Source organism: Celeribacter baekdonensis, from assembly GCF_900102315.1.
GTDB classification, from domain to species: Bacteria; Pseudomonadota; Alphaproteobacteria; order Rhodobacterales; family Rhodobacteraceae; genus Celeribacter; species Celeribacter baekdonensis.
Window position 1 is genome coordinate 202,249 of sequence record NZ_FNBL01000001.1, and the last position, 13,572, is coordinate 215,820.

Consider the following 13,572-nt stretch of genomic DNA (forward strand, 5'->3'; position numbering starts at 1 on the left):
GGCGTTGGGAGGGCCACACGATGAGCATCATGGAAGATCTGGCCGACGCCTTGGCCAAGGACACGATCGACGCCTTGGACATTGTTGGCACGGATGAACTTATTCAGGATGTGGCCCGCGTCATCGGCGCCTCCTCTGTCACCACACAGGAGGCGTTTTTGACCTCTGCCCGCGTGCGCCTGTCGGAAAAACGGGCGCGCGCCTATCTTGAAAAGCGCATCGAAGAGGCGAAAAAAGGGCTGTCCGCCTCAGCCCCCCCGCCCAGTGCCGAGGATGACATTGAATATTGACGCCACCCTGCCCGCTTTGCCCAATCTGACGGGGCAAGAGTCCGCCCGACTGAATGCCCAATATGCGTTTTTGCGGGAGGCGGATCGGCTTAAAACCGTGCTGCGCGCCAATCAATTGATGGATCGTTCGCGGTTTGAAAACTCTGCCGAACATTCCTGGCATGCCGCCCTTTTGGCGCTCCTGTGTGCGCCTTTGGCCGGGCCGGACGTGGACATCTCCCGCGTCATCGAAATGCTGATGTTGCATGACATTGTTGAGGTCGATGCGGGCGATCATCCGATCCACATCAGCCACAACCCCGCCTCTGTCGCCGCGTTGGAAGAGGCCGCAGCGGATCGCATTTATGGCCTTCTGCCTGACGATCTGTGCCGCCGCTTTCGCGCCACCTGGGAAGAGTTCGAGGTAATGCAAAGCCCGACCGCGCGCTATGCCAAGGCGATTGATTTCCTCGCCCCCGCGCTGCAATGCATTGGTGCGCCGGAACAGCAAGACGACGAACGTCACATCGTCGCGACCAACCTGACCCAAGGCCGCGCCACCAAGACCAAAGACATCCTGCCGGAGGTGTTCGAATTCACCCGCGCCGGGTTTTATAACGAGCCGGTGGACCCCGCGCTCGCCGCCCGCTTTGCCTTTTGGTGTGAGGCGGATCGGCTGAAATCGGTCTATCGCGCCACCCCCATTGCCGATGGCTCGCGCAAGGAAAACACCGGCGAACACTCATGGCATATCATGCTCTACGCCCTGACGCTTGCGGATCAGGCGCAGGACGGCGTGGACATTGCTTTGGCGCTCAAGATGTTGTTGCTGCACGATATTGTCGAGGTCGATGCCGGTGACACGCCGATCCATGGCGCGGTGACACCCGAGGCCCAAAAGGCACAAGAAGAGGCCGAGATCAAAGCCGCAGACCGCCTGTTTGGCCTGTTGCCACCTGAGCAAGGCGCAGAGTTTCGCGCCATTTGGGAAGACTTCGAAGCCGCCCAAACCGCCACCGCGATCTTTGCCAAATCCATCGACCGGGTCCAGCCCGTGCTGCACAATCTGGCCGATGACGGCGGCTCATGGCGCACCTATGATGTGAAACTGCACCAACTCGATGCCCGCGTCGGCGTAAAAATCGCCAAAGGCTGCCCCAAACTCTGGCCCTACATCCGCAGCCAATGCGAACCCTGGTTCGTGGCGCGGGGAGCGCTTTGAGGGGCATAACTGGGGGATTTCGTGCTGCGGGGGACTTGGCGGATGCCTAGGATAAAGTGACTATCAAAAAACTTCAATCACATGGACACCGTCCCTTACGCCGAGGTCGATTACGACAGATTCATAAGCACTTTCTGCTGTGTGAAATTCCACGAAATCCCCTGACTTGAAGCACATCCGTAGAACTAGCAAGTTTGGAAGTTCGAAATGGTTAGGCACTTGCTCAATGAGCAAACCAAAGGGAATGTTTGACGGGCTTTTCATCCATGAATAACGTCTTCCACTCATTGAAAAGACGGCCTTTTCCATGGTCCTGATACGGTCCAAATTACCAAAGGACATTTGAAAGTCATACGCACCCAGTCCGATATAATGTACGCCGTCTCCATTACACTCTTTATTGAGCGTTTCTAAAATGTTCGCGTCAAATGTCTTCATAGCCCGCTGTCTCCCACACTACTTCAAGTTCTTAGCACAGAGAACGTAAGTGCAAAACACGGGACAGTCACTCTGGCCTCAAACCGGACGTTAGGCCCTCCAGAAACCAATCCCTCGCAGCCAAATACACCTCACCCCCTCTTCGGCGGAATGGCATAGGTCAGCGAGGCCTGCGCCAAGACCGCGTCCGAGCCGGGGTTGCGGATCGCGACCTGTCCCACGGCCAAGGTTTTGCCGAGTTTCAACAGCCGCGCTTCGCCCAAAAGCGGCAGATCGGCGGCGGGTTTGCGCATGAAGTCGATGTGGGCATTGGTGGTCACGGCCAAGGCGAGCGGACCGATTTTGGCGAGGATCGCAAAGTAGAGCGCCACATCAGCCAAGAGGAACATCGTCGGCCCGGACAGTGTGCCGCCGGGCCGGACATGGCGCGCGTCGGGGGTGAGGCGCAGGGTCACGGCGTCGTCCGTGACGGTCTCGACGCTCAACACATCGCCCACTTCGGTGAAATCCCGCGCCAGAAAGGCCTCCAGCGCGGGTTTGTCCAACACGTTCGCCATCAGAACCCGTAAATCCCGGCAAACTTTGCCTCAAGATACTCCAAAAGCGGCGCTTCCGAAGGTTCAAAGCCACAGGCATGAACGATGGTGTCGCGCGGCTCGCGCAGACCGCCGAACTGTTGCAGATGCTCGGCCAACCACGCAGTCGCGGGCGCGGTGTCGCCTTTGACCAGAGCGCTGTCCAAATCCGGCACGTCGGCGCGCAGGGCTTGATGCAAACACCCGGCGTAGACATTGCCCAGCGAATAGGTCGGGAAATAGCCAAAAAGACCCACCGGCCAATGCACGTCCTGAAGACAGCCGTTTGATATTTTATCGACTTTGACGCCAAAATCTGCCTCAAACCGCGCATCCCAGGCCTCTGGCAAATCGGCAATCTCCAAATCGCCGCCAATGATCTGACGCTCAAGATCAAAGCGCAAAAGCACATGCAGGTTGTATTGCACCTCGTCGGATTCCGTGCGGATATAGCCCGGCATGACACGGTTGACGGCGGCATAGAACCCTTCGGCGCTGTCAATGCCGATGTCGCCAAAGCTGTCGCGCATCTGGCCATAAAGATATTCGGTAAAGGCACGCGAACGGCCAAGTTGGTTCTCGTAAATCCGCGACTGGCTTTCGTGCACGCCCATAGAGACGCCCTCGCCCAAAGGCGTCAAAAGGTAGTCGCCATTGATGTTTTGCTCATAGCAGGCGTGGCCGACCTCATGGATGGTCGAATAGATCGAATTGAACGGGTCTTCAGGGTTGGTGCGGGTGGTGATGCGCACGTCTTGGCCCGAACCAGACGAGAACGGATGCACCGCCTTGTCGATCCGCCCGCGCGCGAAGTCATAGCCAAAGCCGGAGGCCAGCGCCGTGGTCAGCGCCATTTGTTTGGCCTCATCAAAGGTGCCGGTGAGGCCTTTGGGCTGATCCGCCCCCATGATTTTATCGCGCAGCGCCACCAATCGGGGTCGCAGCGCGCCGAACATGGCGTCCAATTCCGCACCCGACGAGCCGGGTTCGTAATCTTGGTGCAACGCGTCCCACAGGTCATGATCGGTGCCCTGTTGCAGAGCGGCGGCCTCTTCGCGGCGCAGCGCCACGACCTGTTCAAACATCGGGGCGAAATGGGCGAAATCATCGCGGGCGCGGGCCTCGGCCCAGACCCCTTGGGCCATGGAGGTGACCTTGGCCAATTCCGCCGCCAAACGCGCCGGAATTTTGACCGTGCGCTCATAGGAGCGGCGGATGTGACGCAACTGCGCCTGAGACTCCGCGTCCAAAGAGCTTGGATCAATCGAGGACAGCCAATCCCCCAAACGGGGGTCGGATTTGCGGGTATGGAGCACGTTCTCCAACGCTTCGAATTCTTCGCCGCGCTGCTCGGCGGCCCCACGCGGCATCATGGTTTCCTGATCCCAGTTCAGCCGGCCCATGATGGCACCAAGCGCACGGGTTTCACGGGTAAAACCCATCAGATCATCAAATGCGGACATGATTACAGGCCCTCCCGGACCGATTGAGGTTTGGGATAAAAGCTCAGGAACCGGGCGCGCGAAATGGCGACGAAAAGCGCCACCGCACCGATCTGATGGGCGATGCCAAGGATCAAAGGCGCGCCGTTGAGAACCGTCACGATGCCCAGGACCAATTGCAAAAACAGCACCGCCGCCATCAGGTCAAACGCCCCTGCCGTGGTGCGATTGGCGGATTTGCGGCCCTTGGACCACAACACGATGCCGTAGATCACCAAAAGATAGCCCATGACGCGGTGGATAAACTGCACCAGCGCCGGGTTTTCAAAGAGATTGCGCCAGATCGGCGTGATGTAAAACGGGTCCGGCGGCAAGATCTGCCCGCCCATCAGCGGCCAATCGGTATAGCCCCGCCCCGCGTCAATCCCGGCCACCAAAGCGCCCAGAATGATCTGAAGAAAGGCGAAATGCAGCATCCCGGTGGACATGCCATAAAGCTTTTTATCCGTGGCGCGCCGGGCCTGCATCAATTCGGGCTCAGACCGACCCAACAAAAAGACATACCATGCGATAAAGCCCAAGATGATGAACGCCAGCCCCAGATGGGTGGCGAGGCGATAAGAGGCAACATCAAGCCGCGTGCCCTCAAGGCCAGAGGAGACCATCCACCAGCCAATCGCGCCCTGAAGCCCGCCCAAAGCGCCGATGAAAATCAGGCGTTTGTGCCAACCGGTTGGCACTTTGCGCGCCAAGGCAAAGCCCGCGTAGCCCAGAAACCAGACCATGCCGATCACCCGGCCAAGTTGACGGTGGCCCCATTCCCACCAATAGATGCTCTTGAACTCGGACAGGCTCATGCCCTCATTTTGCAACTGATACTCCGGGATTTGTTGGTATTTTTCGAACTCGGCGGTCCACGCGGCATCCCCCATCGGCGGCACGGCCCCAGTGACGGGTTTCCATTCGGTGATCGAGAGACCGGAATCGGTCAACCGGGTCAGACCGCCGACCGCGATCATCATCATCACCAGCGCGAAAATCACCATGAGCCACGCCCGGATGCCCTTGCGCGCGCCCCGGCCCCGCTTTTCGATCAACCCGGTTTTCGGCGCGGCCCTGGATGTGTCATCAGAGGCCACCTCTTCGAAAATGCTGCGTTTTTGCGCCATGGTTTTCCCTTATCTTTGCGTGCACGAAACCTAGGAGCGTGGGCGGCGAAGGGCAAGCGGTCTTGGCGAGGAAAATCATCGCGGTTTGGGGATTTTTTACTGAGATCGCGACGGAAAAACCGAGGAGCCCCGTATGATGATCAGATGTCCAAGAGGTGAGACAGACCGACGGGCATCATAGGAGGTTCCGATGAAACACGGTCGCCATATTTTTTCCACAACGCTTCTGATCGCCGCCATGGCCGCAGCACCCTTTGCCGCAGCGGCCCAAAGTGCGCCGCGCCCGATGCAGCAACAGCAACAGTTGAAGGTTCAAATCCAAGATCAGGTTTATGTCCGCAAAGGCGTGACTCTGAACGGGCGCGCCGGACCGGGCACACAGTATCACAAACTGCTGGCGTTGAAGTCTGGCACACAGCTTCAACTGCTCAATCAACAAGGCGGCTGGGCCGAGGTCCAAACGCCGCAAGGTCAAAAGGCTTGGGTCTCGAGCCGGTATTTGATGTGTGATGGCACATGTGGGTTGCACCTTGGGATGCAAACAGGTCCACAAACAGGTCCACAAACAGGTATGGGTCCGGGTGCCAACCGTTAACCCCGCCTCACACGCCCTAAACCCGCAAAGGCCCCCAATTTGGGGGCCTCTTCGCTAGGTATGCCTTGGTGTTCAGCCGCGCTCTTTCCAGCGTTTCATTTGCCGCATCACCCCGTGCAACATCTGTACATCGGCGCGCGTCATCGGCATCCGCGACCAGAGGTTGCGCAGGTTGAGTTTCATGCTATGGGCCTTGTCTTCGGGGAAAAAGAACCCGGAGGTCTCAAGAATTTCCTCATAGTGATCCCCGAGTTTTTCGACCTCAAGATGGCCAGCCCACACGGTTTTGGCCAAATCGACCACTTCGGGGGCGACGTCGGTGGTTTGGCGACCCCATTCATAGGCGTTGAGCAACACCGCCTGTGCGAGGTTGATCGAGGGGAAGTCCGGGTTCACCGGCACGGTGATGATGGCATTGGCCTCCACCACATCCTCATTCTCCAAACCCGCGCGCTCCGGCCCAAACATCACGCCAACCTTGCCGCCCGATGCAGTGATGGCGCGGGCATGTTCCATGGCGCGTTCGGGCGTCATGACGGGTTTGGTGATCCCGCGCATCCGCGCCGTGGTGGCAAAGACATAATCGCAATCGGCCAGCGCCTCGCGCACCGTGCCAAACAGCTCCGCCTCATCCAAAAGCCGCCCCGCGCCCGAAGCCATGGCGACGGCATTGGGGTTGGGCCAGCCATCGCGCGGGGCGACGATGCGCATCCGGTCCAACCCGAAATTCCACATCGCCCGCGCCGCCGCCCCAATGTTTTCACCCATCTGCGGGCGCACAAGGACAAAGGCGGGGGTTGGCCCGCGGTGTGGGGCTTGGGGCGCGTTGGACATGGGCGCGTCTGACATGGGCGCGTCTGGCATGGAAGACCTCTAAATCTTGGGTTTGGCGCGTGATAAGCGCATTTGCCCCCGCTCGCAAGGCTTCCGCCCGCGCAAAGCTTGCGCTATAGGAGGCGAAACCCATTTTCGGAGACCAATATGTCCGACCCCGTCCAAGAGCGCCCGCAAATCTACCTGTTGACCCCGCCAGCCTTTGATCTCGACACTTTCCCGGCGCGTTTGGCCGCAGTGTTGGATGCCCATGCGGTGGCCTGTGTGCGCTTGGCTTTGGCGTCTAAGGACGAGGACGTGTTGGGCCGGGCTGCGGATGCCTGCCGCGAAGTGTGTCATGCCCGCGATGTGGCGATTGTGATCGAGGCGCATGTCGCCTTGGCCGAACGTCACGGTTTGGACGGTGTGCATTTGACCGACGGATCGCGTTCCGTGCGCAAGGTGCGCAAGCTCTTGGGCGATGATGCCATTGTCGGGGCCTTCTGTGGTGCCTCGCGCCATGACGGTTTGACGGCGGGCGAAAGCGGCGCGGATTACATCGCCTTTGGTCCGGTCGGTGACACCGATCTGGGCGACGGGACACAGGCCGAAAAAGACACGTTCCAGTGGTGGTCCGAAGTGGTCGAAGTGCCGGTGGTGGCCGAAGGGGCGCTGACGGTTGAGATCGTCAAGGAGTTTGCCAAAATTACCGATTTCTTTGCCATTGGCGAAGAGATTTGGAACACCGAAGACCCGGCGCAAACTTTGGGTGGCTTCATTGCAGCAATGGACGCGGGCCTAAGCGCCTAAATAGGCCGCAGGAACAGGCGGTAGCCCCGAACGCACCGCCTCTTCGCACAGGCGCGCCATCTCTTTGCGGTCTTTCACGTCTTTGACCGCAATCGGCGCGTGGAAAATGACCTCGACCCGGCCTTGTGGCGAGGCTTTGAGCACCTGCACCAGCGAGGGGCCAAATTCCATATCGCCCCACCAGCCATAAAACCGCACATCCTGGCCCTCGGGCGCAATATAGCGGGCGGTGACGGGCTGAATCCAAACCTCATCACGCAGTTCAGGCGTAAAAAACGCCGCAAACAGCGTCGGTTTGAACGGCAAGACCCGCAGGCTGTCGCTCGACGTGCCCTCGGGGAAAAACAAAAGCTTATGCCCCATATGCAGCCGCTCTTCGAAGATCTGCTTTTGCAGCGCCGCCTCTGTGCGGTCGCGGTTGATAAACACCGTGCCCGTGGCCTTGGCCATGGTGCCGATGCCCGGCCAATTGGCCACTTCTGCCTTGGAGACAAAGAAAATCCGCTGCACCGCGTTGAGCACGAAAATATCAAGCCAAGTGGAATGATTGGCAACCACAGCACCATGGTGGCGCATCGGCGTGCCGCGCACCGTCAAGGAGAGGCCCATCAGGCGCAGCGCCGTGCGTGACACGAAACGGGGGAATTGCGAGGACCACGGGCGGCGTTTGCCCTTGATCAGGCGCTCCACGCCGCGTGTGGCCAGCATCAGGACCATACAGATCGTGATCAGGCCAATCACCGGCGCGCCACGGCGCACCATCCGCCATGTTCCGCCCAAAGCCCCCCCCTTCACAGGTGCCGGCTCCGCAGGCGGAATGCGGCTTTCCCAAAGCGGCGCGCTCACCCGCTTAGGCCCTTGGTGTACATCTCGCGTTGGCGTGGTGAAATTTCGGCGACATCCAGGATCAACAACACATCCACCGTGTCAAAGGCCAGATCGACATAGGCGCCCTCGCCGACTTTACCGCCCATACGCAGATAGGCTTTGATCAGCGGCGGGATCGCCAACATCGCGCGTTTGCGCTCAATCTGATCTTCGGGTACCAAATCCATCGTCTGAAAATGGGCGTCCACCGTACGCGCGCGCAACTCAGACGGGGCCAGATGGCGGTGATGCAACAGAGACAGAGATTCGGCATGGCGCGCCACATCGGCATCAAAGAAAGAGGCCGTGCCAAACAGCACATCAAATCCCTCTTCGATCACATATTTCGCCAAGCCGGCCCACATGTGAAACAGCGCCGTGCCGCCGCGGTATTCCTTGGCCACACAGGAGCGCCCCAGTTCCAAAAGCCGCTTTCCCGTGGCTTTCAGCGGGGTCAGATCATATTCGTCTTCGGAGTAAAACCGACCCAAAACAGCCGCCTTTTCCCCGGATAACAGTCGATACACCGCCACGCATTGCTCCAACGGGTCATCAGAACGGGTCACGTCGATCAGCATCAAGTGGTCGTAATCGGGATCAAACCGGTCGGCCTCAAGCATGGCCACATGGTCCACCATCGGCCCGTTTGAACCAAGCTCTTCGATAAATACGCGATAGCGCAGGCGTTGCGCCGCGCGTAGATCCGCCTCATCTTGGGCAAATCTCAATTGAAATCGCGGCTCTTGGGCGCTCATACGGGGGGGTGATCCTGCTCTCATCGGTGGACGGGTTTTAGGGTTTTGTTGGTTTCAATGCAACAGACGAGCGAAACAGGTTAAAAATCACTCTCTCTAAGGTTGATTAAACCTCAAGTCTCAGCGACCATAGCGGGAACAAGCCGTCAAATAAAGACGGTCAAATCGCATCTTATCACCCGTAGACAGGGAAAAGCGCCACATGTCGGCTGTCGATCACAACCTTACCCGCATGTTGAAACATCACGGTGACCTTACCACCAATGTTCGATTGCACCTGACCGATGCCCCAGTCCGCTTGCCCCGGGTGGCGCACCATTTGACCCGGTTCCAACATCGCATTGAGATCTTCCATCGTTGACGCGCTCCTCACACAGACTGCCCCTAAAGGATAAAACATGACCCAAGACCTCGCCCGCGACATTGCCGCCATGATCGGTTCCCGCATTTGTCACGATATGATCAGCCCGGTAGGCGCGATCTCAAACGGGGTGGAACTTTTGAACATGTCGGGCGTGAGCGCAGGCCCTGAACTCAGCCTTATCTCTGAAAGCGTGGAAAATGCAAATGCGCGGGTGAAGTTTTTTCGCGTGGCCTTTGGCGTGGCCTCGGCCGGCCAAATGTCCTCGCGCGCCGAAATGGTCGCGATCCTCAAAGGCATTTCAACCGCACGCCTCACCTATCATTGGGACGCGACAGAGGACATGCCGCGCGAGGAGGTCAAACTCGCCTGCCTGATGATGATGTGCCTGGAAACCGCCCTGCCCCGTGGTGGCGAAATCCACCTGTCCTGTTCCGGCGGGCAATGGAGCGTGCGCGCCCGCGCCGATCGGCTTGAACCCGCGCCCGACCTTTGGGCCCGCCTGGGCGCGCTGTCCAAGGCCGAGGGGCTTAAACCCTCCGATGTTCAATTCCTTTTGGCGCCGATGCAGGCCGCCGCTCTTGGCCGCCGCATCACCCATTCCTCTGGCGATGGGGTGATCACCCTAAACGCTTAACCACACTCCCAGCCGCCCCATGTGATCCTCGGGGTGGCACCTTGAAGGCGCGGGCCCCCTCTGACCCGCGCCTTCCTTTTGTCTTCCCAGCCCCTCAACGCAAAACGCGCGAAAGGCGGCCCTTCGCGCGTCTTTACCGTGACAAAATACTCAAATATCCGCGCGGTTACGCGCGCACAGCGCCCTCGGACGTCACCAGATATTTGAACGAGGTCAGTTGCTCCGCCCCCACCGGCCCACGCGCGTGCATTTTGCCCGTGGCGATGCCAATCTCGGCCCCCATGCCAAATTCGCCGCCATCGGCAAACTGGGTCGAACTGTTGTGCATCAGAATCGCGCTGTCGATCTCGGCAAAGAACCGCGCCACATGTTCGGGCGTCTCCGAGAGGATGCAATCGGTGTGGTTCGATGAATACTGATGAATATGCGCAATCGCACCGTCGATCCCGTCCACCACCTTGGCGGCGACGATGCTGTCGAGATATTCATGGCCCCAATCGTCTTCGGTCGCCGGGATCACCGCGCTGTTCATCGCCTGAACCGCCGCGTCTCCACGCACCTCAACACCTTTGCCGATCAGCGCCGCAATCACCTCCGCGCCCAAGCTGTCGGCCACCTGACGTTCAATCAACAGGCATTCGACCGAGCCACAAATCCCGGTGCGCCGGGTTTTGGCGTTGATCACCACATTCATGGTTTTGACCGGATCGGCGGAGGCGTCGATGAAAATGTGTACGATGCCTTCAAGATGAGCAAAGACCGGCACCCGCGCTTCGCGTTGCACCAGCCCGACCAAACCTTTGCCACCGCGCGGCACGATCACGTCGATATAATCGGTCATGGTCAACATCTCAGAGACCGCCGCCCGGTCGCGCGTCGGCACACGCTGGATCGCGTCTTCGGGCAGGCCAGCGGCCTTGAGCCCATCGACCAAACAGGCATGGATCGCACCGGAGCTGTGAAAGCTCTCCGAACCACCGCGCAGGATCACCGCATTGCCCGCCTTGAGGCACAAAGCCCCGGCATCGGCGGTCACATTCGGGCGGCTCTCATAGATCACGCCAATGACGCCCAAAGGCGTGCGCACCCGTTTGATATGCAGGCCGGTAGGTTGGTCCCATTCGGCCATGACATCGCCAACCGGGTCTTTTTGCGCGGCAACCGCGCGCAAGCCCTCAACCATGCCCTGAATGCGCGCCTCGTCCAGCATCAGCCGGTCCATCATCGCATCGGTCAGACCCTTTTCGCGGCCAAAGGCCATGTCTTGCGCGTTTGCCGCAATGATCTCCGCCCGCCGGGCCCAAATGGCCTCGGCGGCAGCGTTCAATGCGGCCTGTTTTTGCGCGGATGTGGCCACGGCCAGCTTGGCACTCGCGGCTTTCGCGCGTGCGCCCAAATCCTGCATCATCGTTTTTACGTCTAACTCTGTCATAGCACCAAATCATCTCTGTGGATCAAAGCGGCCCGACCGGAATAGCCGAGGATCGCCTGTATGTCTTCGGAATGCGCGCCTTTGATCGCCTCGGATTCCTCTGAGGTATAGCGGGACAGGCCCAACCCAATGCGCGCACCATTGGGTCCAAGGACCACCACTGGTTCGCCGCGGCCAAAATGGCCAACAACCTCCGAGACGCCGACGGGCAACAGGGAATTTCCGTTTGAGAGCGCGCGCACAGCGCCTGCATCAATGATGATCTCGCCTTTCGGCTTCATCGCCCCGATCCAGCGCTTGCGGGCGCGTTCCGGGTCTTCATGCGCGATAAACCATGTGGCGCGTGCGCCACCTTCCAACGCCTGAATGGGGCGATCTTTAAAGCCTTCGGTGATTGCCATCGTGCATCCGCCCGCAATCGCGGTTTTGGCGGCCATGATTTTGGTTTTCATCCCGCCTTTGGACAGGCCAGACACGGGATCACCAGCCATGGCTTCGATCTCGGGTGTGATATGGCCGACCGTGGCGATATGGCTGGCGGACGCGTCGATATTGGGGTTTGCCGTGTACAGCCCGTCAATATCGGAGAGCAACACCAAGCGATCCGCCCCCACCGTGACCGCGATTTGCGCCGCCAGCCGGTCGTTGTCGCCATAGCGGATCTCATCGGTGGCCACCGTGTCGTTTTCATTGACGATGGGCACAGCGCCAAGGCTCAACAGCGCATCCAACGTGGCGCGCGAATTGAGGTAACGGCGGCGATCGGCGCTGTCTTCCAGCGTCAACAGGATTTGCGCCGTGGTGATGCCAAGCGGTTCCAACACCTCTTGATAGGCGCGCGCCAGACGAATTTGGCCGACCGAGGCCGCCGCCTGCGAGTGTTCAAGCGGCAATTCACCGGCGGGCAGGTGCAAAATCCCCCGCCCCAGCGCGATAGACCCCGACGAGACCAAAATCACCGCCGTCCCGCGCGCTTTGAGCATCGCCACGTCTTCGGCCAACCCCTTGAGCCAGCCCGCGCGCAATTCCCCGCGCTCGACCAAAAGCGCCGAGCCGATTTTGATCACAACACGTTTTGCGCCGCTTAGGGTTGCCAATTCTGGTCTTCCTCTTCGTCCGACGCCTCGGCCTGTTTGCTCCGCAGACGGTCCATCGAAATCTCGGCCTTGAGCGCGCGCAGCACGGTCTCAACCCCGGCTTTCGTCGCGCCGGACATGGTGTAAACCCGCCCGCCTGAGGCCTCTTGCAGCGCCGCCAGTTTCTCTTCGATCTCTTCGTCCATCAGGCTGTCGACCTTGTTGAGGACGGTGATCCGCGGCTTGTCGCCCAGAACATCGGAATAGTTTTCGATCTCGGTGATGATGGTCTGATAATCCGTCACCACGTCCTCTGAGGTGCCATCGACCAGATGCAACAACACAGCGCAACGTTCGACATGGCCCAAGAACAAATCGCCCAAACCACGACCTTCGGAGGCGCCTTCGATCAGGCCGGGAATATCGGCGACCACAAACTCAGAGCCATCAATGCCAACCACCCCAAGGTTCGGATGAAGCGTGGTAAACGGGTAATCGGCAATCTTAGGCCGGGCATTCGAGGTCACGCTTAAAAACGTCGATTTCCCGGCATTGGGCAGGCCCAAAAGCCCGGCATCGGCGATCAGTTTCAGTCGCAGCCAAATCGTGCGATCAATCCCCGGTTGACCCGGATTGGCCGAACGCGGGGCTTGGTTGGTCGCACTTTTGAACCGCAGGTTGCCCCAGCCGCCATTGCCGCCCTTGGCCAAAACGAAACGCTGCCCGACCTCGGTCAGATCGGCGATCACCGTCTCTTCGTCTTCGTCCAAAATCTCGGTGCCGGCAGGCACACGCAACACGATGTCCTCGCCATCCTTGCCGGTGCGATTGTTGCCCATGCCGCCCTGGCCGTTTTGGGCAAAAAAGTGCTGTTGATAGCGGAAATCAATCAACGTGTTGAGCCCGTCCACCGTCTCGATGATCACAGAGCCGCCGCGCCCACCGTCGCCGCCATTGGGGCCGCCGTATTCGATAAACTTTTCGCGCCGGAACGACACACAGCCGTTCCCGCCGGAGCCCGATCGAATGTAAACTTTGGTCAGATCGAGAAATTTCATGTCTTTGTCCTTCTGTGCCCCATGATCGTGAGGCTTTGGGCAGATGTATCGCG

The 13,572-nt window shown here is 59.5% G+C and carries 16 protein-coding genes; 5 read left to right on the forward strand and 11 right to left on the reverse strand.

What is annotated here, in order from left to right; genetic code table 11:
* Nucleotides 1–20: 20 nt before the first annotated feature.
* Both BLT54_RS00980 and BLT54_RS00985 read left to right on the forward strand, forming a co-directional pair.
* Nucleotides 21–290 (forward strand): hypothetical protein, encoded by a 270-nt coding sequence (locus BLT54_RS00980; RefSeq protein ID WP_074640190.1) that lies wholly within the window; start codon nucleotides 21–23, stop codon nucleotides 288–290.
* Complete coding sequence (locus BLT54_RS00985; RefSeq protein ID WP_074640192.1) at nucleotides 274–1,491, forward strand: HD domain-containing protein; 1,218 nt, start codon at nucleotides 274–276, stop codon at nucleotides 1,489–1,491. Before BLT54_RS00980 ends, BLT54_RS00985 begins: the two co-directional genes overlap by 17 nt.
* A 63-nt stretch (nucleotides 1,492–1,554) precedes the next feature.
* Here the strand turns inward: BLT54_RS00985 and BLT54_RS00990 are convergent, their stop codons facing one another.
* The 4 genes from BLT54_RS00990 to ctaA form a co-directional block, all read right to left on the reverse strand.
* On the reverse strand, nucleotides 1,555–1,929 hold the full coding sequence (locus BLT54_RS00990) for a hypothetical protein (RefSeq protein ID WP_074640194.1): 375 nt from the start codon (nucleotides 1,927–1,929) through the stop codon (nucleotides 1,555–1,557).
* 131 nt (nucleotides 1,930–2,060) lie between these two features.
* On the reverse strand, nucleotides 2,061–2,486 hold the full coding sequence (locus BLT54_RS00995; RefSeq protein WP_074640196.1) for a PaaI family thioesterase: 426 nt from the start codon (nucleotides 2,484–2,486) through the stop codon (nucleotides 2,061–2,063).
* Nucleotides 2,486–3,967, reverse strand: coding sequence for a carboxypeptidase M32 (locus BLT54_RS01000; protein WP_074640198.1), 1,482 nt, complete (start codon nucleotides 3,965–3,967; stop codon nucleotides 2,486–2,488). The genes BLT54_RS00995 and BLT54_RS01000 overlap by 1 nt, the downstream gene beginning before the upstream one ends.
* Nucleotides 3,968–3,969: 2 nt before the next feature.
* The gene (gene ctaA / locus BLT54_RS01005) at nucleotides 3,970–5,115 is read right to left on the reverse strand and encodes a heme A synthase (protein ID WP_074640200.1); all 1,146 of its coding nucleotides are present in this window, start codon (nucleotides 5,113–5,115) and stop codon (nucleotides 3,970–3,972) included.
* A gap of 190 nt (nucleotides 5,116–5,305) precedes the next feature.
* Here ctaA and BLT54_RS01010 point away from each other — a divergent pair, with 190 nt between their 5' ends.
* Complete coding sequence (locus BLT54_RS01010) at nucleotides 5,306–5,710, forward strand: SH3 domain-containing protein (RefSeq protein WP_074640202.1); 405 nt, start codon at nucleotides 5,306–5,308, stop codon at nucleotides 5,708–5,710.
* A 72-nt stretch (nucleotides 5,711–5,782) separates the two neighbouring features.
* On the opposite strand, the gene BLT54_RS01015 is transcribed toward BLT54_RS01010, so the two are convergent.
* Nucleotides 5,783–6,559 carry an RNA methyltransferase gene (locus BLT54_RS01015; protein WP_083351681.1) on the reverse strand — a complete coding sequence of 259 codons (777 nt, stop codon included), beginning with the start codon at nucleotides 6,557–6,559 and terminating at the stop codon, nucleotides 5,783–5,785.
* 132 nt (nucleotides 6,560–6,691) lie between these two features.
* Here BLT54_RS01015 and BLT54_RS01020 point away from each other — a divergent pair, with 132 nt between their 5' ends.
* The gene (locus BLT54_RS01020) at nucleotides 6,692–7,333 is read left to right on the forward strand and encodes a thiamine phosphate synthase (RefSeq protein WP_074640204.1); all 642 of its coding nucleotides are present in this window, start codon (nucleotides 6,692–6,694) and stop codon (nucleotides 7,331–7,333) included.
* Here BLT54_RS01020 and olsA read toward each other — a convergent pair.
* From olsA to BLT54_RS01035, 3 genes are all read right to left on the reverse strand, one after another.
* Complete coding sequence (gene olsA / locus BLT54_RS01025; RefSeq protein ID WP_483862385.1) at nucleotides 7,322–8,179, reverse strand: lyso-ornithine lipid O-acyltransferase; 858 nt, start codon at nucleotides 8,177–8,179, stop codon at nucleotides 7,322–7,324. The genes BLT54_RS01020 and olsA overlap by 12 nt on opposite strands.
* Complete coding sequence (gene olsB, locus BLT54_RS01030; RefSeq protein WP_074640206.1) at nucleotides 8,176–8,955, reverse strand: L-ornithine N(alpha)-acyltransferase; 780 nt, start codon at nucleotides 8,953–8,955, stop codon at nucleotides 8,176–8,178. The genes olsA and olsB overlap by 4 nt, the downstream gene beginning before the upstream one ends.
* A gap of 175 nt (nucleotides 8,956–9,130) precedes the next feature.
* Entirely contained in the window at nucleotides 9,131–9,310 is a 180-nt protein-coding gene (locus BLT54_RS01035) for a DUF3553 domain-containing protein (RefSeq protein ID WP_074640209.1), read from the reverse strand.
* Nucleotides 9,311–9,353: 43 nt separating this feature from the next.
* Here BLT54_RS01035 and BLT54_RS01040 point away from each other — a divergent pair, with 43 nt between their 5' ends.
* The gene (locus BLT54_RS01040; RefSeq protein WP_074640211.1) at nucleotides 9,354–9,953 is read left to right on the forward strand and encodes a histidine phosphotransferase family protein; all 600 of its coding nucleotides are present in this window, start codon (nucleotides 9,354–9,356) and stop codon (nucleotides 9,951–9,953) included.
* A gap of 166 nt (nucleotides 9,954–10,119) precedes the next feature.
* Here BLT54_RS01040 and BLT54_RS01045 read toward each other — a convergent pair whose 3' ends face one another.
* The 3 genes from BLT54_RS01045 to obgE are packed head-to-tail and all read right to left on the reverse strand — an operon-like array spanning nucleotide 10,120 to nucleotide 13,519.
* Nucleotides 10,120–11,385, reverse strand: a complete 1,266-nt coding sequence (locus BLT54_RS01045) for a glutamate-5-semialdehyde dehydrogenase (protein ID WP_074640213.1) — start codon at nucleotides 11,383–11,385, stop codon at nucleotides 10,120–10,122.
* On the reverse strand, nucleotides 11,382–12,482 hold the full coding sequence (proB, locus tag BLT54_RS01050) for a glutamate 5-kinase (RefSeq protein WP_074640216.1): 1,101 nt from the start codon (nucleotides 12,480–12,482) through the stop codon (nucleotides 11,382–11,384). Before proB ends, BLT54_RS01045 begins: the two co-directional genes overlap by 4 nt.
* A complete protein-coding gene (gene obgE, locus BLT54_RS01055) occupies nucleotides 12,470–13,519 on the reverse strand; it encodes a GTPase ObgE (RefSeq protein ID WP_074640219.1) in 1,050 nt (349 codons plus the stop codon). The genes proB and obgE overlap by 13 nt, the downstream gene beginning before the upstream one ends.
* Nucleotides 13,520–13,572: the final 53 nt, after the last annotated feature.